Annotated in this window: 16 protein-coding genes; 10 read left to right on the plus strand and 6 right to left on the minus strand. The window is 73.6% G+C overall.

The features are described from left to right. Positions 1–2: 2 nt before the first annotated feature. Both ABD340_RS41420 and ABD340_RS41425 read right to left on the minus strand, forming a co-directional pair. Positions 3–779, minus strand: a complete 777-nt coding sequence (locus ABD340_RS41420) for a hypothetical protein (protein ID WP_344596859.1) — start codon at positions 777–779, stop codon at positions 3–5. A 91-nt stretch (positions 780–870) separates the two neighbouring features. Then, positions 871–2322 (minus strand): DHA2 family efflux MFS transporter permease subunit, encoded by a 1452-nt coding sequence (locus tag ABD340_RS41425; protein WP_344596860.1) that lies wholly within the window; start codon positions 2320–2322, stop codon positions 871–873. 92 nt (positions 2323–2414) lie between these two features. On the opposite strand from ABD340_RS41425, the gene ABD340_RS41430 reads away from it, so the two are divergent. Further along, entirely contained in the window at positions 2415–3083 is a 669-nt protein-coding gene (locus tag ABD340_RS41430; protein WP_344596861.1) for a TetR/AcrR family transcriptional regulator, read from the plus strand. A gap of 97 nt (positions 3084–3180) precedes the next feature. Here ABD340_RS41430 and ABD340_RS41435 read toward each other — a convergent pair whose 3' ends face one another. Continuing rightward, positions 3181–3705, minus strand: a complete 525-nt coding sequence (locus tag ABD340_RS41435) for an ATP-binding protein (RefSeq protein WP_344596863.1) — start codon at positions 3703–3705, stop codon at positions 3181–3183. A 223-nt stretch (positions 3706–3928) separates the two neighbouring features. Continuing rightward, positions 3929–4594 carry an MBL fold metallo-hydrolase gene (locus ABD340_RS41440; protein WP_344596865.1) on the minus strand — a complete coding sequence of 222 codons (666 nt, stop codon included), beginning with the start codon at positions 4592–4594 and terminating at the stop codon, positions 3929–3931. Between the two features lie 209 nt (positions 4595–4803). On the opposite strand from ABD340_RS41440, the gene ABD340_RS41445 reads away from it, so the two are divergent. Together ABD340_RS41445 and ABD340_RS41450 are read left to right on the plus strand one after the other, a co-directional pair. Continuing rightward, positions 4804–5331, plus strand: a complete 528-nt coding sequence (locus tag ABD340_RS41445; protein WP_344596866.1) for a hypothetical protein — start codon at positions 4804–4806, stop codon at positions 5329–5331. Positions 5332–5334: 3 nt separating this feature from the next. Beyond that, the gene (locus ABD340_RS41450) at positions 5335–9114 is read left to right on the plus strand and encodes a tetratricopeptide repeat protein (protein ID WP_344596867.1); all 3780 of its coding nucleotides are present in this window, start codon (positions 5335–5337) and stop codon (positions 9112–9114) included. Between the two features lie 26 nt (positions 9115–9140). Here ABD340_RS41450 and ABD340_RS41455 read toward each other — a convergent pair whose 3' ends face one another. Further along, complete coding sequence (locus ABD340_RS41455) at positions 9141–9884, minus strand: maleylpyruvate isomerase family mycothiol-dependent enzyme (protein ID WP_344596869.1); 744 nt, start codon at positions 9882–9884, stop codon at positions 9141–9143. A 95-nt stretch (positions 9885–9979) separates the two neighbouring features. On the opposite strand from ABD340_RS41455, the gene ABD340_RS41460 reads away from it, so the two are divergent. The 7 genes from ABD340_RS41460 to whiA all read left to right on the plus strand — a co-directional run bounded on the left by ABD340_RS41460 (position 9980) and on the right by whiA (position 19937). Continuing rightward, entirely contained in the window at positions 9980–10807 is an 828-nt protein-coding gene (locus ABD340_RS41460) for an MBL fold metallo-hydrolase (protein WP_344596871.1), read from the plus strand. Positions 10808–11111: 304 nt separating this feature from the next. Continuing rightward, positions 11112–13949 (plus strand): excinuclease ABC subunit UvrA, encoded by a 2838-nt coding sequence (gene uvrA / locus ABD340_RS41465; protein ID WP_344596872.1) that lies wholly within the window; start codon positions 11112–11114, stop codon positions 13947–13949. A 265-nt stretch (positions 13950–14214) separates the two neighbouring features. Further along, positions 14215–14742, plus strand: coding sequence for a Rieske (2Fe-2S) protein (locus ABD340_RS41470; protein ID WP_344596873.1), 528 nt, complete (start codon positions 14215–14217; stop codon positions 14740–14742). 168 nt (positions 14743–14910) lie between these two features. Continuing rightward, positions 14911–16932, plus strand: a complete 2022-nt coding sequence (gene uvrC, locus ABD340_RS41475) for an excinuclease ABC subunit UvrC (RefSeq protein ID WP_344596874.1) — start codon at positions 14911–14913, stop codon at positions 16930–16932. Next, a complete protein-coding gene (rapZ, locus tag ABD340_RS41480) occupies positions 16929–17807 on the plus strand; it encodes an RNase adapter RapZ (RefSeq protein ID WP_344596876.1) in 879 nt (292 codons plus the stop codon). Before uvrC ends, rapZ begins: the two co-directional genes overlap by 4 nt. 105 nt (positions 17808–17912) lie before the next feature. Next, positions 17913–18896: a gluconeogenesis factor YvcK family protein gene (locus ABD340_RS41485; RefSeq protein ID WP_425547519.1), complete on the plus strand. Its 984-nt coding sequence runs from the start codon at positions 17913–17915 to the stop codon at positions 18894–18896. Between the two features lie 60 nt (positions 18897–18956). Beyond that, positions 18957–19937 (plus strand): DNA-binding protein WhiA, encoded by a 981-nt coding sequence (gene whiA, locus ABD340_RS41490; RefSeq protein WP_344596877.1) that lies wholly within the window; start codon positions 18957–18959, stop codon positions 19935–19937. A gap of 13 nt (positions 19938–19950) precedes the next feature. On the opposite strand, the gene ABD340_RS41495 is transcribed toward whiA, so the two are convergent. Continuing rightward, complete coding sequence (locus tag ABD340_RS41495; RefSeq protein WP_344597527.1) at positions 19951–21822, minus strand: heparinase II/III domain-containing protein; 1872 nt, start codon at positions 21820–21822, stop codon at positions 19951–19953. Positions 21823–21828: the final 6 nt, after the last annotated feature.

The following is a 21828-nucleotide window of genomic DNA, read 5'->3' on the forward strand; positions in this document are numbered from 1 at the left end:
GACTAGGGGACCGCGCCGATCGTGGCCTTGCGGAGGGTGGTGTAGTACGGCGACTTCTTGAAGCCGGGCCCCGTCTCCTCGCCGATGTAGACGTCGGCGTGGTGCTCGCCCCCGTAGCCCGGCCGGAACAGGTCGGTGACCGTCCAGGTCACCGCCTGGAACCGGGCGCAGATCTCGCGCGCGACCGGACGGCCCTTCCAGTCCCGGCCGCACTCGGCGATCTGGAACCGCTGGCCGCGGGCGAGCACGTCGCGGTCGGCCGCCGCCGACGACCACGCCTTGAGCGGCCGTGCCGCCGAGTCGCGGGTGCTGTCGTCCAGCCACCAGCCGACGCTGTGCGACCAGTTGAGGTAGCGCCCGCGGTGCGACCCGGTGGTGATGCGGCCGCTGCCCTCGGTCTGGATCTCCTTGAGGAAGCCCTCGGGGTAGGAGCCCAGCGGCGTCTTGCCCCGCTTGCAGTGCAGCCGGGGGCAGCCGCGCAGCTCCTTGAGCCGTCCGCCGTGGAACGACTGGACGACGGTGTAGTAGGTGGTGATCCGCCAGGACGCCGGCTTGCCCAACGGCGCCGGGGGACGGCTCTGCCCGGCCGGGGCGCTCGGCGGTGCCGCCGAAGGTGGTGCGGAGCCCGGACCGGCCTGCCCGGATGCCGGAGGGGTGGCCGTCGGCGGCGGCACGTCCAGGGCACCGGTCGAGGCCGTGGACCGGGTGCCGCATCCCGCGACGAGCACGCACATCACGAGAACGACGGCGCCCGAAGGCGTCGGAGCCCGCAGCCGCATCGCATCCCTCCCGGCGCAAACGGACACCATCGTGCCATGCGGTACCGCCGCGCCGCCCGCCTCCCGCACGGGCGGCGCGGCGCCGCCCGGCTCAGCCGCGCCGCGCCTCCTCCGCTGAAGCCTTCTTCGCCGCCGCGGCGGGCTCCGGAGCCTCGTACGACGGCCGTCCGGGAAGCGCGAGGCCGGCGACCGCGAGGACCGCGGCGGCGATCACCATCCACCAGAACGCGGTCCCGAACGCCTCGGCGGGACCGCTCCCGTCCGCCATGCGGTGCTGGAGGAGCAGCGTGACGACCGTGACGCCGAGCGCGGCGCCGATCTGGTTCAGGACGTACAGCGTGCCGGTGGCGCTGGGCGTCGACTCGGCGGGCACGGTGCGGTAGACCGAGGCCATCGTGGGCGCGCCCACGAACCCGAGCGCCAGCCCGGTGAGGACCGAGCAGGCCGCCAGCACCGCCATGTTCCCGTCCGTTCCGGCCTGGGTGTAGGCCAGCGTGCTCAGCGCGATGACCGCGCCGCCCGCCGGGACGAGCGTCCGGGCGCCCACCCGGTCGCTGAGCCGGCCTGCGATCGGCATTCCGAGGAACGCGCCGACCCCCTGCGGGACCAGCAGCAGCCCCGCGGCGAGCACGCCGTGGTCGCGGACCTGCTGGTAGTAGAGCGGGATCAGGAACAGCAGCGCGAACAGCACGCCGCCGACCAGCGCCATGACGGTGACGCTCGCCGCGTACGGGCGGATCGCCAGCAGCCGCAGATCGACCAGCGGCGGGACCTTGCTCCGGAGCGCGTGCACCGCGTACGCGGCGATGAGGAGCAGGCCCAGCACCAGCGCGACGACCACGCGGGGTGCCCCGAACCCGGCCGTCGCGGCCTGCGACAGCCCGTACATCACCCCGATCGCGCCGGGGCTGAGAAGCAGCACGCCGACCACGTCGAACGGTCCGCGCCCCGCCCCGTCGGGGACCTCCGCCGGGACGACCCGGACCGCCAGCGCGATGGCCAGCACCCCGATCGGCAGGTTGACCAGGAACATCCACTGCCAGGCCAGATGCGCGTTGATGAGACCGCCCGCGACCGGGCCGAGGATCGGGCCGAGCGTCATCGGGATCGACATCAGCGCCATCGTCCGGCCCGCGCGCTTGGGCCCGGCGGCCCGTGCCAGCACGGTCAGCATCGTGGGCTCGAGCAGCCCCCCGCCCAGGCCCTGCACCACGCGGAACGCGATGAGCGCGCCCGCGTTCCAGGCCAGCGCGCACAGCAGGGAGCCGGCCGTGAACAGCGCCAGCCCGGCGAGCCAGACGCTCCGGCCGCCGTAGCGGTCCACCGCCCAGCCGCTCACCGGGATCGCGGCGGCCAGGGTCAGCATGTACGCGGTCGCCGTCCACTCGATGGTGTCGAGCGGGGCGTCGAAGTGCCGGGCGAGCGTGCCGATCCCGACGTTGACGATGGTGGCGTCCAGCAGCGCCATGAACCCGCCGAGCATCATCACGCCGATCAGCCGTGCGAGCGGGCCGTCGATGCGCTCGCCGTCAGGGTTCGCCATGCCGCGACCTCCTTCTCGTCCAAGTTTCTGTGCCAGTTCAGCGAACTGAACTAATCAGTTCAAGTTTTGGAACGGCACGGTAGCATGACCGCATGAGCGCAGGCGACATCGCGGCGACGCGGGAGGAGCGCCGGCCCCGGGGCCGGCTGGACAAGCGGCAGGCGATCATGGACGCCGGGCTGCGGGTCTTCGCCCGCGAGGGCTACGAGCGGGCGAGCGTGGACGCGATCGCGGCCGAGGCGGGGGTGGCCAAGCCCACGATCTACAACCACCTGGGCGGCAAGGAGAACCTGTTCCGGGAGGTCATGCTGGGTCTGGCCCGCGCCGCCAACGCCAAGTTCCTGGCCGCGCTGGAGTCCTTCCCCAGCGACCCGTCCGGGCCCGCCGAGCTGCGCGAGCAGCTGCTGGCCGTCGCGCCCCGGCTGGTCGACTGCTACCACGAGCCCGAGTCCTGGGCGCGGCAGCGGCTGCTTTACGCCGAGTCGGGACGGTTCCCCGACCTCTTCCCGGCCGTCCTGGCGGCGGGCACCGGGCAGGGGCTGGAGGTCCTGGCCGGACGGCTGGCGCGGCTGGCCAACGCCGGCCATCTGGAGATCGCCGACCCGGTCCGCGCGGCCGGGCAGTTCCTCGCCCTCCTCACCCACGAGCTGCCGGGGCTGTCGCAGCTGGGCGAACGTCCCATCGGCGACGATGTCCTGGCCGGGGTGATCGAGGCGGGCATCGACACCTTCCTGCGCGCCTTCTCCCCGCGCCCCGCCTGACGGGACGCGTTCCGGGCCGGAGGGCCCCGCGAGGGTTCCCGGCACCTCGGCGCGAACCTGGCCGGGACCGCGGCGGCGGCCCGCTGGTTCGCCGGACTCAGCCGAGCTTGATGGCGCGCAGGCCGTCCGCCTCGGCCCGGTTCAGCAGGGAGACCGTCGCGGCCGGCGGGACGGCGCCGTCCCGGGCCCGCCGCACCAGTGGCCGCCAGCGGCGGCAGTGCCGGGCGAAGGTCACCGCGGTCACCACCCGGCCGCGGGCGACCTGCCCCGCCAGCGCGGTGCCCGGGTCGACGTCGATCAGCACCAGGTGCACCCGGGCGCCGTGCCGCCCCGCCAGCCATGAGAACAGGTGCAGGATGTGCGGCCAGGTGCCGCGCGTGTGCGCGACCACGCCCTCGCCGCGCAGCACCGCCCGGGCGATCCACCACACGTGGGTGGCGTTCACCAGCGGGACCCAGGCGCGGACGGGCAGCGGGCCCAGCCGCAGCGCCCAGCGGTTTCGGGCCTGCCGCGAGTCGATCACCCAGCCGCCGTCGATCGGGACCGGGCCGGTCTCGTCGCCCCGCAGCCGGTACACCCGTTCCAGCAGCGTGCTCTTGCCGGCGCCGGGCAACCCCGCCACCAGCACGAGCGAACCGGCGGGGTAGCGCAGCTCGGCGCCCGTCCCGGATGCCGCCTTCTTGAGTTCGCGGATTATGCCTCTCCTGGTCTAGAGCCCGAAATCACTGCTGGTCGGAAGAACGAACACCTGTGACCAGTGGTTCCGGTAGCGCTTTCAGGAGGCTCGCGTGGCACTCAAGAACGGAGCGGCGACAGCGCGAGGGGGCCGTGCGGGAGGCGCCGTGTCACCAGCCGCGCGAGCGCCACTCGGGCAGGCTGGGGCGCTCCCGCCCGAGCGTGGAGTCCTTGCCGTGGCCCGGGTAGAACCAGGTGGCGTCCGGCAGCCGGTCGAAGACCCGCTCCTCGACGTCCGACAGCAGCTGCTTGAACCGGGCCGCGTCGCCCCAGGTGTTGCCGACCCCGCCGGGGAAGAGGCTGTCGCCGGTGAACAGGTGGGGACGGTCGGCCAGCTCGCCGCCCGCGTCGTACAGCAGCGCGATCGAGCCGGGCGTGTGCCCGCGCAGGTGGATCACCTCCAGGGACGCCTCGCCGACCCGCACCGTGTCACCGTGCTCGACCGGCTCGGCGACCGGCTCCGGCAGCGCCTCCACGTCGAACGGGTGCGCCACCACCGGCGCGCCGGTGGCCTGCACCACCTCGCTCAGCGCCATCCAGTGGTCCTGGTGCCGGTGCGTGGTGACGATCCGGGCCAATGGGCCGTCGCCGACCAGCTCCAGCAGCCGGGGCGCCTCGTTGGCCGCGTCGACCAGCAGCCGCTCGCCGGTGGCGGTGCAGCGCAGCAGGTAGGCGTTGTTGTCGTACGGGCCCACCGCCACCTTGGTGACCGTCAGGCCGGGCAGCTCGCGGACGTCGGGCCCGCCCCCGACCTCGACGTTCCCCGTGTAGCTCATATGCGCCTCCCGCTCGGGCTCCGCCAGTGATCCTTCGCTGGACCATTGTCCCCCCTCGGCCGCCCTCTGATCATCGAGGCCCCGGGAAAGCGGCCATGGCCTGGAATGAGTCACATGACCCAGCGCAAGAGTGCCGTTCCCGACGGAACCCACTGGCGCCCTGTCCCACTATCGACTTGGATGATCAGGACTCGACCCAGGAGGGCGTATTGGCCACGGTTTTCCGTTCCGGTGTGCCGCGTCACGACCGGCCCGACCAGCCGCCCCCCGAGACGTCCGAGGAACTGCTCGGGCGGGCGTGCACACTGCTGCGGCTCTGCGGGCAGGACGCCGCCATCGCCGCGGTGCTGCTCGTCCTGGTCGCGGCCGGAGTCGTCACCCGGCTGGCGTACGGGGGCCGGCCGGAGCCGGTCGCGCTGCTGCCGCTGCCGGCCTTGGCGGCCTCGTTCGCCACCTCGGCGGGCCTGGCCGTCCGGTCGCGGCGCACGCTGGTCACGGCGCTGGGGTCGGTGCGGGCGGCCACGGGGGCGCCGCTCGAGCCGGGCGTGCCCTGGACCCCGGCGGGCCTGGCCACCGCGCTCGACCCGCGGGTGCGCGACGGCGAGCTGCGCCTGCTGCTGGGCGCCGCGCACCGCTGCTGCGACCTGGCCTGGCGGGCGGTGGTGTGGGGAGTGCTGACCGGCGTGCTGTTCGTCCTGTGGACGGCGGTGGCGGCCGCGGCCGGCGCGGGCGGGTGACCCGTGATCGACAACGATGTGCGGCCGGGCAGCTTCTGGGAGCGGCTCGGCGCCACCGATCGGCAGGCGCTGCGCGCGATGGGACGGCGCACCGACGTCCCGCCCGGCGGCCTGCTGTGCCACCAGGGCGTGCCCGCGCCCGGCGTGTACGTGGTGTTCAAGGCGCGGGCGGGCGGGGCGACCGACGTGGTCGCCAAGGAGTTCGTCGACTCCAGCGAGGGCGACGAGGCGATCGTCGATCTGGTCGGGCCGGGCGACCTGGTCGGGGCGATGGCGCCGTGGGGGCATCCGCAGCGCGCCAACGTGGCCGCCTTCGACCACCTGACGGCGCTGCGGCTGGACCGGCAGAAGTTCGGCAGCCTGCTGGCCGCCAACCCCCAGGTGGCCGAGGCGATGATGCACGCACTGGCGCGGGGCTCGGCGTTCGTCGGGCGGCGGCACGCGGTGCGCCTCGCCGAGCACCAGCAGCGCCTGGCCTACCACCTGCTGGAGCTGGCGTACCGCTTCGGGCGGCGGACCGCCCGCGGGGTGGAGGTCCCGCTGCGGATGAGCCAGGCGGAACTGGCCAACTGGTCGGGCATCTCGCGGGAGACGCTGGTGCGCTGGTTCCGGCTGTGGCGCTCGCGCGGGATCCTGGCCCGCCGGGCGCGCCCGCTGACCATCCTCGATCCCGACGGGCTGCGCCGCGCCGCCGGCCCGTGGTGGGACGACTGGCCAGGCCATCCGACGATGGAGCCGCCGCCGGGCGCGGGCCCGGCCGAACTGGAGTCCGGCGGGCCGGCGGCCGCGCCGGCCGGGGGGGCGATCGCGGCCCGCGCACCGGTGCGGCTGGAGCCCCCGGCCGGGGCGCCCGCGGCGCTGCGGCTCCCCGCGCCCAAGCCGTCCTTCACCGGCCGGACGGTCAGCCTCGGCAAGCTCGACCTGCTGGTCTCGCAGTCGCCGATGCCGCGCGCCGTGCTCGTCCAGGGCATGGCGGGCGTCGGGAAGACCACCCTCGCCGTGCACTGGGCGCACCGGGTCGCGGGCCGCTTCCCGGACGGCGTGATCTTCATCGACCTGCGCGGGACGGCGGCCGCCCCCGCCACCCCGGCCGAGGCGATGGGCCAGGCGCTGCGCGGCGCCGGGGTGCCGGGCGACCAGCTGCCCCGCACCGAGGACGAGCTGGAGGCGCAGTGCCGCGCGCTGCTGGCCGGGCGGCGGACGCTGCTGATCCTCGACGACGCGGCCGACACCGCGCAGATCCGCCCGCTGGTCGCGGCGGCGAACGCGGGGCTGGTCGTGGCGACCACGCGGTGGCGGCTGCCGGTGCTGCTGCCCGGAGCCGACGTGCGGACCCTCGAACTGCGCGAGATGGCCGCCCAGGAGGCGGTCGACCTGATCGCGGCGGTGCTGGGCCGCGACGACGAGCGGATCCGGGAGGAGGACCGGGCGCTGGCCAGGCTGGCCCGCGAGTGCGGCTTCCTGCCGCTGGCCCTGGCGATCATGGGCGCGCGGCTGGCCGACAACCCCGGCCGCTCGATCGCCGACACGGTGCGCGAGCTCGCCGACCGGGACGCCCCCATGATCAGCCCCACCTTCGACATCGCCTACCGGGGGCTGCGGCGCGAGCAGCGTGGCGCGTTCCGGCTGCTCGGGCTCATCGCGGGCCCGGACTTCACGCCCAAAGCGCTCGCCGCCCTGCTCGACGGTCCCGTAGACGAGGCGCGGGAGTACTTGGAGGGACTGCGGCAGGCTCATCTCGTCCAAGACGTCGCACCTGGCCGGTACCGCATGCACGACTTGCTCCGCGAGTTCGCTCGCGAACGCGGTCTGAGCGAGGACACCGACAGCGAGCGTCTTGCCGCCCAACGCCGTCTGCTCGCCGGGTACCTGGCCGAAGCGCGCCATACGGGCCGGCAGCTGAGCCGAAGGCGGCGCCGCGCGCTTGACAGGGAGAGCAGCCCCGGCCCAAGCGGGGAGCAGCCCGCGGCCGCGGCCAGGACGCTCGCCCTCTCCTGGTTCGAGACGGAACGGCGCAACCTGGTCGCGGCGGTGCACCAGGCCGCGCGGTTGGGCCTGCACCGTACGTGCTGGGAGTTGGCGGACGCCCTGTTCGACTTCCAAGGGTTTCGTCGCTACAGCCAGGACAACATCGACGTGCACCAGGCCGGCCTCAGGGCCGCCCGTACCGAGGAGGACTGGCTCGCTGCCGCCGTCATGCTGCACAACCTGGCGGTGGCCCATTTCGAGTTGGGCGGGCCGGTCCAAGCCATCGGCTACGGCGAAGACGCCCGGCGGGGTTTCCGTTCCGTCGACCCGCCAGACCGCTTCGGCGAGGCCGTCGCCCAGGCGACCCTGGCGGACGTGCACGCCTCCCTGGGGCGCTACCTGACCGCGATCGAGCACGCACGGCGCTCCCTGGCCATTCATGAGTCCCTGGGGGACGGCGGCGGCGTCGCCAAGGGACACCAGACCCTCGCGACCGCGCATATCGGTCTCGCGGACTATGACACCGCCCTGAACCATGCCGGCGAGGCCCTCGACATCCGGCGCGAGATCGGGGACACGACCGGCGTGGCCGAGACCCTGCTCACCTTGGCGCGGGTTCACCGCAGGCGCGGAGCCGTACATGAAGCCGTTTCGCACGCCCTGGAGGCCCTCTACATCAGGCAGGACTCGGCCGACCGGCACGGCGCGGCCCAGGCGCTCAACGAACTGGCCCGCATGAACGCGTCACTGGGCCTGCGCGATCTGGCGTTGCGTGACGCAGAGCAGGCCCTGCGCACCTACCAGGCCCTGGGCGCCCGCCATGGCGAGGCCCAGGCACTGACCACGCTCGCGATGCTGATGAGCGACGCCGCCCGGTTCGCGGAGGCGTTCACCTACTGCGGCCAGGCCCTGCGCCTGCACCGCGAGATCGGCGACCGCTCCGGCGAGGCGGAGACCCTGGCCCAGACCGGCATCGCGCACTGGCGGCTGGGCCGCTACCGCGAGGCCCGCGAGCACCTGGCCCGCGCCCTGGAGATCCGCCGCGAGATCGGCGACCAGCACGGCGAGGCGCACGACCTGGAGCACCTGTCGATGGTCATGCGGCGGCTCGAACGCGACCAGGAGGCGTTCGTCCTCGGCCTGGAGGCGCTGGACCTGTGGCAGCGGCTCGGCGCCAAGGGCGGCCTGGCCGGCACCCTCGGCAGCCTCGCGCGCACCTACCTGCGGCTCGACCTCTACGAGGAGGCCGAGCGGGCCGCCAGGCTGGCCCTGACGATCCGGCGCGAGAACGGCGACTGGTACGGCATGGGCGTCGGGATGGACACCTTCGCCGCGGTGCTGCGCCGCGGCGGCCGCCCCGAGGAGGCGCTGAAGATCGAACTGGAGGCGCTGCGCGTGCTGGGCGAGGTCGGCGACCGGCACAGCGAGGGCACCGCGCTGGTCCACCTCGGCGAGATCTACCTGGAGCTGGACCGGGCCGGCGAGGCGCTGGAGACCGGGCGGCGCGCCCTGGACCTGGCCACCGAACTCGGCGACACCCGCGAGCAGGCGATCGCCCTGCACACCATGGGCGGCGCCTGCCGCAAGCTGGGCCGGGACTCCCGCGCCGTCGAGCACTTCCTGGCCGAGATCGCCATCCGCCGCGACACGGCCGACCACCGCGGGCAGCGGGCCGCGCTGGAAGGGCTGCGCGGGTCCTATCTGGCCCTGGGCGACGACGCGGGGGCCGCCGACTGCGCCCGCCGGATCCGCGCCATCGACAACTGGCTGGCGTCCGACGGCCCGGACGGGGAGGAGCCGGGCGAGACCCGATAGTCAGCGGGAAGCTCAGAGCGGGAAGCTCAGAAGGCACCGGGCTCGAGCGGCCAGGGCGGCGGGACCGGCAGCGGGCCCTCCGGCCGGGCCGCCAGGCCCTCGCCCGACGACCGGCCGGTCAGCCAGCCCAGCAGCGCCCGCGCCGACCCGGAGATCTCCGGCCCGGCGCCGCCGAGGTCCGCGGCGTCCGCCGTGTCGGTGGCGACCAGCCGGTGCCCGTCCAGGCCGGCGCGCAGGCCGGGGGAGAGGGCCTCCAGGTCGGCGAGCGTCCCGGTCAGCGCCCAGTGCACGTACGAGTCGGGCCAGTCGGAGGGCCCGTAACCCGCGGCGAGGTCGACGTGATGGGTCTCGACCTCCTGCCAGCGCCGGTAGAGGACGAACCAGGCCGGATGCGGAAAGCCCGCCATCGCCCGGACGGTCGCCTCCCACGCCGCCTCCGGCAGCCGCGCGGCCTGCTCGGACAACCGCTCCCCGGCCGCGCGCACGTCCTGCGCCAGTTCCGCCGGGGAGCGTCCCGCGCCCGCCTCCAGAGCGGCGTTGCGGGCCTCGACGCTCGGGTACTGCGGGATCTCCACACCCGTCCGCGCCCATTCGAGCAGGTTCCACAGCGAGTCCGCGTTGCGGGCGATGTGGGTGGCCACATGGCCGCGCGTCCAGCCCGGAAGCGCCGAGGGGGCCCGCACGGCCTCCTCGTCCAGGCCCTCGACCGTCGCCACGACCCGTCCGGTGCCCGCCTCGACCTCCGCGAGGACCCGCCGCCGATCGCTCATCCCGTTTCCTCCTCCCGCGGGCCCGTCCCGGCCCCGCGCCTCATCGGGCCATCCTGCCCGGCGCCGGCCCGCGGCGCCGAGTGACAATGATCTCCATGAACCGACCCACGACCCGTCCCATCTGCGTGACCTGCGGCGTCCAGTACGCCGAACCCCGTCCGGACTGCCCGATCTGCGCGGACGAGCGGCAGTACGTCGGCTGGGACGGCCAGCGCTGGACGACCCTCGCCGAACTGCGCGCCGCCGGCCACCGGGGGCGGATCGCGCCGGAGGGGCCCGGCATCGTGGGCATCGGCGCCGAGCCCGCGACGGCCATCGGGCAGCGCGCCCTGCTGGTCCGCGCGCCGGGCGGCAACGTGCTCTGGGACATGATCACCTACCTGGACGACGACCTCGTCCGGGAGGTGCGCGCGCTGGGCGGGATCGCGGCCATCGCGATCAGCCACCCGCACTACTACGGCACCATGATCGAGTGGGCCCGCGCCTTCGACGCCCCGGTGCTGATCCACGAGGCCGACCGGGCATGGGTGGCCCGTCCCGACGACGCGGTGGTCTTCTGGAGCGGCGACACGCGGGAGATCGCCGACGGGCTGACGCTGATCAACGCCGGCGTGCACTTCGCCGGCGGCCAGGTCCTGCACTGGCGGGACGGCGAGGGCGGCCGCGGTGCCCTGCTTTCGGGCGACATCCTCCAGGTGGTGAGCGACCGGGACTGGGTGAGTTTCATGTACTCCTACCCCAATTACATTCCCGAACGGCCCCGCACCGTGCGCCGCGCCCTGCGGCTGCTGGAGCCGTACCCGTTCACCCGGGTGTACGGGGCGTGGTGGAAGCGGATCGTGCACGCGGACGGCAAGGAGGCCGTGCGCCGCTCCGCGGCCCGCTACCTGGACTTCGCCCTCGACGACGACCCGTCCGGCTGACGCCGCGGACCCGGGTTGTGCGGGGGCCAAGGCACGACGTGCCGAGACGTACCCTGAGAGCCCGGCGCAGTGACAGGCGAACGAGGCGGCCCGGCGCGTTCCGGTGGCGGCAGATCTTCGAACACGTGTACGGTTCGGGAGCGAAATGCGGCGGCCGTCGCCGCTGTTATGGACACGGGGAAGAGCATCGACCCCCATAACCGTCGGACCCCCTCGTAAGCCTGTCACCGCGCCAGACCCGTCGTCTGAGACCCGTCGCCGCGCCCGGAGGGCATCGAGCCCAGAAGAGGAACCGAGCAACGCCGTGCATGACCGACTCATCGTGCGTGGAGCGCGCGAGCACAACCTGAAGGACGTCTCGCTCGACCTGCCCCGAGACGCCATGATCGTGTTCACCGGGCTGTCCGGCTCCGGCAAGTCGAGTCTCGCGTTCGACACGATCTTCGCCGAGGGGCAGCGCCGGTACGTCGAGTCGCTGTCGGCCTACGCCCGGCAGTTCCTGGGCCAGATGGACAAGCCCGACGTCGACTTCATCGAGGGCCTGTCCCCGGCGGTGTCCATCGACCAGAAGTCGACCAGCAAGAACCCGCGCTCCACGGTCGGCACGATCACCGAGGTCTACGACTACCTGCGGCTGCTGTACGCCCGGATCGGCCACCCGCACTGCCCCGAGTGCGGCCGCCCGATCAGCCGGCAGGCGCCGCAGCAGATCGTCGACCGGGTGCTGGAGCTGGAGCAGGGCTCCCGCTTCCAGGTGCTGGCGCCGGTGATCCGCGGCCGCAAGGGCGAGTACCTGGAGCTGTTCCGCGAGCTGCAGTCCAAGGGCTACTCCCGGGCGCTGGTCGACGGCCGGATGATCCGCCTGGACGACCCGCCCAAGCTCAAGAAGCAGGAGAAGCACGACATCTCCGTGGTCGTCGACCGGCTCGCCGTGAAGGACTCGGCCCGGCAGCGGCTGGCCGACTCGGTGGAGACCGCGCTCGGCCTGGCCGGCGGCACGATCGTGCTCGACTTCGTCGACCTGCCCGAAGACGACGAGAACCGCACCCGGATGTACTCCGAGCACCTCTACTGCCCCTACGACGACCTGTCGTTCGAGGAGCTGGAGCCGCGCTCGTTCTCGTTCAACTCCCCGTACGGCGCGTGCCCCGACTGCACCGGCCTGGGCACCCGCATGGAGGTCGACCCCGAGCTGGTGGTGCCCGACCCGACGATGACGCTGGGCGAGGGCGCGATCCAGCCGTGGTCCAACGGGCACGTGAGCGACTACTTCCTGCGGCTGCTGTCGGCGCTCGGCGACGCCATGGGCTTCGACCTCAACACGCCGTGGGAGAAGCTGCCGGCCAAGGCGCGCAAGGCGATCCTCAACGGGCACGAGACCCAGGTCCACGTCCGCTACAAGAACCGCTACGGCCGCACCCGCTCCTACTACACCGCCTACGAGGGCGTGATCCCCTACATCCAGCGGCGGCACGCCGAGTCCGAGAGCGACTCCACCCGGGAGAAGTTCGAGGGCTACATGCGGGAGATCCCGTGCCCGTCCTGCGACGGCGCGCGGCTCAAGCCGGTGGTGCTGGCGGTCACCATGGGCGGCAGGTCGATCGCCGAGGTGGCGGCGCTGCCGATCGGCGAGTGCGCCAAGTTCCTGCTGGCCATGGAGCTGAGCGAGCGCGAGCGGCACATCGCCGAGCGGGTGCTGAAAGAGATCAACGCCCGGCTCGGCTTCCTGCTGGACGTCGGCCTCGACTACCTCAGCCTCGACCGCGCCTCGGCCACCCTGGCCGGCGGCGAGGCGCAGCGGATCCGGCTGGCCACACAGATCGGCTCCGGGCTGGTCGGCGTCCTGTACGTGCTGGACGAGCCGTCCATCGGCCTGCACCAGCGCGACAACCACCGGCTGCTCGACACCCTGCTGCGGCTGCGCGACATGGGCAACACGCTGATCGTCGTCGAGCACGACGAGGACACCATCCACGCGGCCGACTGGGTGGTCGACATCGGGCCGCGGGCCGGCGAGCACGGCGGGCAGATCGTGGTGTCGGGGACGGTCGACGACCTGATGACCTCGGAGAAGTCGCTGACCGGGGCCTACCTGTCGGGCCGCCGGGAGATCGCGGTGCCGGAGATCCGCCGGCCGCGGCAGCGGGGCCACGAGGTCACCGTCAAGGGCGCCCGGCAGAACAACCTGCAGGGCGTCGACGTGGCGTTCCCGCTGGGGGTGTTCACCGCGGTCACCGGGGTGTCCGGCTCGGGCAAGTCCACCCTGGTCAACGACATCCTCTACAACTCCCTGGCCAAGCAGCTGCACGGCGCCCGCACGGTGCCGGGCAAGCACCGCCGGGTCAACGGCGTCGACAAGCTCGACAAGGTGGTGCACGTCGACCAGTCGCCGATCGGCCGGACGCCCCGCTCCAACCCGGCCACCTACACGGGCGTGTTCGACCACATCCGCAAGCTGTTCGCGCAGACGACCGAGGCCAAGGTCCGCGGCTACCAGCCGGGCCGGTTCTCCTTCAACGTCAAGGGCGGGCGCTGCGAGAACTGCTCCGGCGACGGCACCATCAAGATCGAGATGAACTTCCTGCCGGACGTCTACGTGCCCTGCGAGGTCTGCCACGGCGCCCGGTACAACCGGGAGACCCTGGAGGTCCACTACAAGGGCAAGACGATCTCCGAGGTGCTGGACATGCCGATCGAGGAGGCCACGGTCTTCTTCGAGCCGATCAAGGCGATCCACCGGCATCTGCACACCCTCAACGAGGTCGGCCTGGGCTACGTCCGGCTGGGCCAGCCCGCCCCCACCCTGTCGGGCGGCGAGGCGCAGCGCGTCAAGCTCGCCTCCGAGCTGCAGCGCCGCTCCACCGGCCGCACGATCTACGTGCTGGACGAGCCCACCACCGGCCTGCACTTCGAGGACATCCGCAAGCTGCTCGGGGTGCTGAACGGCCTGGTCGACAAGGGCAACACGGTGATCGTGATCGAGCACAACCTGGACGTCGTCAAGACCGCCGACTGGATCATCGACATGGGCCCCGAGGGCGGTTCGCGCGGCGGCACGGTGGTGGCCGGCGGCACGCCCGAGGACGTCGCCAAGGTCGAGGCCAGCCACACCGGCCAGTTCCTCGCCAAGATCCTCGGCTGATCCCGCCCCGGCCGGGTGCGCACTCGCCGGGCGGGGAGGGCGGGCACGCGGGGCGGCCACCCGACCGTGGCCGCGGCGCTGGTGTGGAGTCGGTAGCCGCTCCTGCCCTGCGTCGTCGTGATACACCAGGTCAGACGGCATGCCCTCGGGTCGGTTCGGAGTTCGGAGGCTGCGGATTGAACCTTCAAACGCTGCGGTACGTGCTCCATGGTGACAACGGAGGCACGCGCAGCACGCAGTCGAGCGCGACACACGGAGGAGACCCATGGCACAGGCGCCCGCAGCGCGGACGGACGGCTCGGAACCGGAGAGCGGCGCACCGCCGGCTCCCGAGGAGGCCGCGGCGGCCGGCACGCCGGAGGGGAAGTCCCGCCGAGGGCTCCTGATCGGGGCCGGCCTCGCCGGCGTCGCGGGGTTCGCGGCCGCCTGCGGCGGCGGGGACGACGAGGGCGCCGCCGGGGGCGAAGCGAGCCCCTCCGGCAATGCCGGGAACGCCGGCGGCGGCGGCAAGGCGCTCGGATCGACCAGCGAGATCCCGGTCGGCGGCGGCAAGATCTTCGAGGCGGAGAAGATCGTCGTCGTGCAGCCGGCCCAGGGCCAGTTCAAGGCCTACAGCACGATCTGCCCGCACCGGCGGTGCCCGGTCGACGCGGTCGCCGGCGGCACGATCAACTGCCCGTGCCACGGCAGCAAGTTCAAGATCGCCGACGGTTCGGTGGCCAACCCGCCGGCGGACAAGCCGCTGGAGGAGAAGCAGATCACCGTCCAGGGCGACAAGATCATGCTCGCCTGAGCGGCCGCCGGCATCGGCCGAGGGGGTGAGCGGGACACGTGCCGGGGCCGTCTGGGCCCGGGGCCCGGCGCGCGTCCCCTCCCCCTCGCGCCCTCCCCGCACAAGATCACTCCGCGCGATCACCGCGGCCCGCGCCGGTTGTCGGCAGGGCCCACTAGGCTTTCGGATGTGGCAGACCCGGCGACCTACCGACCCGCCCCGGGGTCCATTCCGGACTCGCCGGGCGTTTACCGCTTCCGTGACGAGCACGGGCGAGTCGTCTACGTGGGCAAGGCCAAGAACCTGCGCTCCCGGCTCAACTCCTACTTCGCCGACTTCGCCGGGCTGCACCCGCGCACCCAGACGATGCTGCAGACCGCGGCCCGGGTCGACTGGACGGTGGTCGGCACCGAGGTCGAGGCCCTCCAGCTGGAGTACTCCTGGATCAAGGAGTTCGATCCGCGGTTCAACGTCCGTTACCGCGACGACAAGTCCTATCCCTATCTCGCGGTCACCCTCGATGAGGAGTATCCGAGGGTGATGGTGATGCGCGGCGCCAAACGCAAGGGGGTCCGCTACTTCGGGCCGTACTCGCACGCCTGGGCGATCCGCGAGACGGTGGACCAGCTGCTGCGCGTCTTCCCGGTGCGCACCTGCCGGCCCGGGGTGTTCAAGCGGCAGCGGCAGCTTGACCGGCCCTGCCTGCTCGGCTACATCGACAAGTGCTCGGCGCCGTGCGTGGGACGGGTCACGCCCGAGGAGCACCGGCTGCTCGCCGAGGACTTCTGCGACTTCATGGCCGGCGACACCGGCCGCTTCACCAAGCGGCTCGAGCGCGCCATGCGCGAGGCGGCCGCCGCGATGGAGTACGAGCGCGCCGCCCGGCTGCGCGACGACATCCGCGCGCTGGAGCGTGCGCTGGAGAAGCAGACGGTGGTGCTGGCCGACAGCACCGACTGCGACATGATCGCCTTCGCCGAGGACGAGCTGGAGGCGGCCGTCCAGGTCTTCTACGTGCGCGGCGGCCGGATCCGCGGCCAGCGCGGCTGGGTCGTCGACAAGGTGGAGGCGGTCACCACCTCCGATCTGGTGGAGCACTTCCTCATCCAGATCTACAGCGAGAGCGACTCGGTGCCGCGCGAGGTCCTGGTCCCGGCGCCGCCCCCCGAAGAGGCCGCGATGACCGAGCTGCTGTCGGAGCAGCGCGGCGGGCCGGTGCGGCTGCGGGTGCCCCAGCGCGGCGACAAGAAGACGCTGCTCGACACGGTGGCCCGCAACGCGATGGAGGCGCTCAAGCAGCATAAGACCCGCCGGGCCAGCGACCTGACCACCCGGAGCCGGGCGCTGCGGGAGATCCAGGACGCCCTGGAGCTGTCCGAGGCGCCGCTGCGGATCGAGTGCTACGACGTGTCCAACCTGCAGGGCTCCAACGTGGTCGCCTCGATGGTGGTGTTCGAGGACGGCCTGGCCCGCAAGAGCGAGTACCGCCGGTTCACGATCAAGGCGGTGGAGGGCCAGGACGACGTCCGCTCCATCCACGAGGTGATCACCCGCCGGTTCCGCCGCTACCTGGCCGAGAGCGAGAAGTACGGCGAGCTGGACGCGCTGGGCGGCGACCCCGACGACGCCGCCCACCAGCCGATCGACCCGGAGACCGGCCGTCCCCGCAAGTTCGCCTACCCGCCCAACCTGGTGCTGGTCGACGGCGGCCCGCCGCAGGCGGCGGCGGCGCGGCGGGCGCTGGACGAGCTGGGCGTCGACGACATCGCGGTCTGCGGCATCGCCAAGCGGCTGGAGGAGATCTGGCTGCCCGGCGACCCCGACCCGGTGATCCTGCCGCGCAACAGCGAGGGCATGTTCCTGGTGCAGCGGGTACGCGACGAGGCTCACCGGTTCGCCATCAATTTCCACCGGCAGCGGCGCTCCAAGGCCATGACGGTGAGCGAACTCGATAACGTTCCGGGGCTGGGACCGGCACGCCGGTCGGCCCTGCTGAAACATTTCGGATCGCTGAAGCGGTTGAAGGAGGCGACGCCCGAGCAGATCGCCGAGGTCCCGGGCATCGGCCTGCGCGGTGCGGAGCGGATCGCCGCGGCGCTGCACGGGGAGGCCCCGGCGGCAGCGCGCGACGACGGCGCCGCGGACCAGGACGCCGCGGACCAGGGCGCCGCGGACCAGCGGGCCGGAGATCACAGGGGGGAGCCGAGTTGACCACCGACACGCAGATTCCGGACATCGTCATCGTGACGGGCATGTCCGGGGCGGGGCGCAGCACGGCCGCCAAGTCGCTGGAGGACCTCGACTGGTTCGTGGTCGACAACCTGCCGCCGGGACTGCTGGCCACGATGGCCGACCTGGGCGGCCGGGTGAAGGACGCGGTGCCCCGCATCGCCGTCGTGGTCGACGTGCGCAGCCGCGCGTTCACCGCGGACCTGCACTCCTCGATCGCCGAGCTGGAGGCGCGCGGCGTCCACCCGCGGGTGGTGTTCCTGGAGGCCGGCGACGCCGATCTGGTACGGCGGTTCGAGAGCGTGCGCCGCCCGCACCCGCTGCAGGGCGACGGCCGGCTGGTCGACGGCATCGCCCGCGAGCGCGAGCTGGTCCGCGAGGTGCGCGCCGAGGCCGACCTGGTGATCGACACCAGCGGGCTGAACGTGCACGAGCTGCGCGCCAAGATCGTCGGCTTCTTCGGCAACGACACCGGCGAGTCCAGCCTGCGCGCGACCGTGGTGTCCTTCGGGTACAAGTACGGGCTCCCGGTCGACGCCGATCTCGTCGTCGACTGCCGGTTCCTGCCCAACCCGCACTGGGTGCCCGAGCTGCGCCCCAAGACGGGCCGCGACGCGGCCGTCCGCGACTACGTGCTGGGCCAGCGCGGCGCCAAGGAGTTCCTCGACGCCTACACCGAGGTGTTGCGGCTGCTCGCTGACGGCTACGAGCGCGAGGGCAAGCACTACGTGACCTTGGCCGTCGGGTGCACCGGCGGCAAACACCGTAGTGTGGCCATGGCGGAGCAGATCGCCGCCCGGCTGAGGGACGAGGGCATCGAGGTGCAGGCCTCGCACCGTGATCTCGGCCGTGAGTGAGGCGCCGGGGCGGCGCCCGGACGAGCGAGAGAGCGGCACGGTGGACCCTGAGGCGACGACGGGTGCGGTGACCGGGACGGCGGGGGCGGCGGCGGGGGCGCCGTGGTGAGCGCCTCCGGCGGCCCCGCGGTGGTCGCCTTGGGCGGTGGCCACGGCCTGTACGCCTCACTGTCGGCGCTGCGCGGCGTCACCGACCGGCTCGCCGCGGTCGTGACCGTCGCCGACGACGGCGGTTCCAGCGGGCGGCTGCGCCGCGAGCTGGGCGTGCTGCCGCCGGGCGACCTGCGGATGGCGCTGGCGGCGCTGTGCGGCGACGACGAGTGGGGCCAGACCTGGCGCGATGTCGTCCAGCACCGGTTCCGCAGCCAGGGGGAGCTGCACGACCACGCGGTCGGGAACCTGCTGATCGTGGCGCTGTGGGAGCTGCTGGGCGGGGATTCCGGCGGTTCCGGCCCGGCGCCGGGCGCCACGGTGGCCGGGCTCGACTGGGTGGGCCGGCTGCTGGGGGCGCAGGGCCGGGTGCTGCCGATGGCCTCGGTGCCGCTGGACATCGTCGCGGAGGTGCGCGGCGCCGACCCGTCCCGGCCCCACGAGGTGACCCGGGTGAAGGGGCAGGTGGCCTGCGCGAAGACGCCGGGCACCGTGCTGAGCGTGTCGCTGGTCCCCGGCGATCCGCCGGCCTGCCCGGAGGCGCTGGCCGCGGTCGAGGACGCCGACTGGGTGGTGTTCGGCCCCGGCTCGTGGTTCACCAGCGTGCTGCCGCACCTGCAGGTGCCCGAGCTGGCCCGCGCGCTGGTGGCCACCCGGGCCCGCCGGATCGTCGCGCTCAACCTGGCGCCGCAGCCGGGTGAGACCGACGACTTCTCCCCGCAGACCCATCTGGAGGTGCTCCAGGCGCACGCGCCGGACCTGCGCGTCGACGTGGTCCTGGCCGACCGCGGGGTGGTCGACGACCCGGTCGCGCTGGAGAAGGCCGTCGGTGACCTGGGCGGGCGGCTGGTGCTGGCGGACGTCGCCGCCGACGACGGCTCGCCACGTCATGATCCCGCCCGGCTTGCCCAAGCCTTCGTGAAGATTTTCCGTGACTGACTCCCGGCAGGGCCGTCATCGGCCACACTGCTGGGGAGTTCCTAGGGGGAGGGTTCATCTATGGCGATGACCGGCGTGGTCAAGGACGAGCTGAGCAGGCTGTCGGTGATGAAGCCGTGCTGCCGCAAGGCGGAGGTGTCGACGCTGCTGCGCTTCGCCGGCGGCCTGCACCTGGTCAGCGGGCGGATCGTGATCGAGGCCGAGATCGACACCGGTTCGGCCGCGCGGCGGCTGCGCAAGGACATCGCCGAGGTCTTCGGCCACACCTCCGACGTGGTGGTGCTGGCCCCGAGCGGGCTGCGCAAGGGCAACCGCTACGTGGTCCGGGTGTTCCGGGAGGGCGAGTCGCTGGCCCGGCAGACCGGTCTCATCGACAACAACGGCCGTCCGGTGCGGGGGCTGCCGCGGCACGTGGTCGCGGGGGCGGCGTGCGACGCGGAGTCGGCCTGGCGGGGGGCGTTCCTGGCGCACGGGTCGCTGACCGAGCCGGGCCGGTCGATGTCGCTGGAGGTGACCTGCCCGGGGCCGGAGGCCGCGCTGGCGCTGGTCGGCGCCGCCCGCCGGCTGAAGATCCACGCCAAGGCGCGGGAGGTGCGCGGGGTCGACCGGGTGGTGGTCCGCGACGGCGACGCGATCAGCGCGCTGCTGACCCGGCTGGGCGCGCACGACAGCGTGCTGGCCTGGGAGGAGCGCCGGATGCGCCGGGAGGTCCGGGCGACCGCCAACCGGCTGGCCAACTTCGACGACGCGAACCTGCGCCGTTCGGCCCGTGCCGCGGTCGCGGCGGGCTCCCGGGTGGCGCGCGCGCTGGAGATCCTCGGCGAGGAGGCGCCCGAGCATCTGGTGAGCGCGGGCCGGCTGCGGCTGGAGCACAAGCAGGCGTCGCTGGAGGAGCTGGGCCAGCTGGCCGACCCGCCGCTGACCAAGGACGCGATCGCGGGACGGATCCGGCGGCTGCTGGCGATGGCCGACAAGCGCGCCCAGGACCTGGGCATTCCGGGTACGGACGCCAACCTGACCGCGGAAATGCTCGCACCCTGACCCACCGGGGGGGTCAGCCGGTGCGGGTGAGGGTGCCGTCCGGTGCCGCCGTGACGGCCAGCCGCCGTCCGGTGACCACGGCCTCGATCCGGTACGTGCCGTCCGGGCCGGGCGGGAAGGTCCGGACCGACGGCCGCGCGCCGTCCCGGACGGGCGCGATCACGGTGAGGATGCGCACGTCGGCGCCGCGGGCGGGCATCTTGACCACCGGCGCGGGCAGCCTGGTGCGGGCCTTCGGCATGATCCAGCCGCGTCCCTGCGGCGTGTCGCCCTTGAGCGTCACGGCCGGCGGGACGCCGGGCGCCGCGGCGTTCTGAGCGGTGCCGCCGGGCACGGGGACGGGGACGCGCAGGAAGTGGATGCGCACGCCGCCCGCCGTCGCCACCGCGTCCCCGCCGCGCGGGCGGGCCTCGAAGTCGGCCGGCAGATGCCAGAGCTGCTCGACCGTGAGCGGGACGGCCGAACGCACCTGGTCGAGCACCACGAGCGCGTCCGGGTCCGAGGCGGCAAGTACCGAGCGCGTCCGGGTGGCACCGGCGAACGCGGTGTCGGAGAAGCGGAAGAAGTCGCCGCCCTCGGCGAACCGGTGACCGGTCAGGGCGGTGGCGGCGTCGGAACGGAACGGGACGCCCCTGACGACCACGGTGTTCTGCGCGTCGGGCGAATGCAGCCAGTCGCGCCACCGCGGATCGCTGTAGCCCGTGTGGCCGCTCGGCACGAGCACGTCGCGTCCCTGGGCGTAGAAGGTGAGCGCCATGTGGTCGTCCTGGCCGTGGGCGTAACGTCCGGGCCCGAACCGCGCGGTGTAGGCCATCTCCTCCCTGTAGGGCCGGTCGCCGTCGCCCCAGCCCGAGCGGCCCATGACGTATCCGGCCTCGTACACGCGTGCCCGCGCACTGGGCTTGGCCCCGGCCCGGCCCTGGGAGAGCGCGTACCGGATCGCCCCCTGCCCCGGCTGGGAGACGCGCGAGACCGTGGACGCGTACGACTCGCCGATCTGGAGCAGGTCCCCGGCCGGGGTGGCCTGGAAGGCGATGAACTCGTCCATGAGGGAGTGCCTGCGGGCCAGATCGGGAGGGACGGGACGCCGGCAGGCGCGCATGACCTCGATGGCCCGCCGCCACCGCCCGCGGTTGTAGACCGAGTACTGCGTCGACTGCTCGTTGTTGGCGCCCTGGGCGTCGATGGCGGGACGGGCGCCCCCGGGCGGGCGCAACACCGCGTCCACCAGGCGCCCGTAGGCGACGCGCGCGAGGTCGTCGCGCCCGATGCGGCAGGCGGCGGCCAGCAGGATCATCGACTCGTCCGTGCCGTGGTTCCAGGGGCCCGACCAGTGGCGCGGCTCGGCGAGCCACTGCGCGTGCCGGACGATGGCCTCGTCCAGCCAGCCGTCGGAGAGATGGGCGCGCAGGCAGGCCAGGGTGGCGAGGCGGAACTTGGCGCCCTCCTCGATCGCCTCGCGGCGGGCGGGGCCGAAGCGGTCGGGCCGGGCGTTGTCGGCCAGCCAGTCGCGGGCGATGCCGGCCGCGAGGTCGAGCGCGGCGCGGTCGTGGCTGCGCCGGTACTCCTTGATCAGCCCGCCGAGCCATTCCAGCGAGTGCAGCCACAGCTGCCAGGTCCGGTCGCGGTGGGGGTCCAGTCCCCAGTCCACGTCGGTCCCGGTGGCGACCCGGACGGGCGGCGTTCCGGGGGAGCGGAACCGGCCGGCCTTGATCTGCGCCGCCGGATTGAGCCCGTCCAGGCCGTTGTAGCCCAGGCAGGGGCCCGGTGCGGACCGGGCGGGAGACGGCGCCGCGGCCCGCGGCGCGGCCACGGGTTCGGCGGGCGCCCGGCCGAGGCCGGGGATCGCGCACGCGGTGAGGCAGACCGCGGCCAGGAGCAGCACGCTCAA

Origin of the sequence: Actinomadura vinacea (assembly GCF_039532545.1) — a bacterium.
Classification (GTDB): Bacteria; Actinomycetota; Actinomycetes; order Streptosporangiales; family Streptosporangiaceae; genus Spirillospora; species Spirillospora vinacea.

Bases quoted from the DNA above. Each gene is read 5' to 3' on its own strand.
- ABD340_RS41455 (WP_344596869.1), bottom strand. From the start codon at position 9,884: ATGAGCGATCGGCGGCGGGTCCTCGCGGAGGTCGAGGCGGGCACCGGA.
- ABD340_RS41440 (WP_344596865.1), bottom strand. From the start codon at position 4,594: ATGAGCTACACGGGGAACGTCGAGGTCGGGGGCGGGCCCGACGTCCGC.
- ABD340_RS41470 (WP_344596873.1), top strand. From the start codon at position 14,215: ATGGCACAGGCGCCCGCAGCGCGGACGGACGGCTCGGAACCGGAGAGC.
- ABD340_RS41430 (WP_344596861.1), top strand. From the start codon at position 2,415: ATGAGCGCAGGCGACATCGCGGCGACGCGGGAGGAGCGCCGGCCCCGG.
- ABD340_RS41460 (WP_344596871.1), top strand. From the start codon at position 9,980: ATGAACCGACCCACGACCCGTCCCATCTGCGTGACCTGCGGCGTCCAG.
- ABD340_RS41425 (WP_344596860.1), bottom strand. From the start codon at position 2,322: ATGGCGAACCCTGACGGCGAGCGCATCGACGGCCCGCTCGCACGGCTG.
- ABD340_RS41420 (WP_344596859.1), bottom strand. From the start codon at position 779: ATGCGGCTGCGGGCTCCGACGCCTTCGGGCGCCGTCGTTCTCGTGATG.
- whiA (WP_344596877.1), top strand. From the start codon at position 18,957: ATGGCGATGACCGGCGTGGTCAAGGACGAGCTGAGCAGGCTGTCGGTG.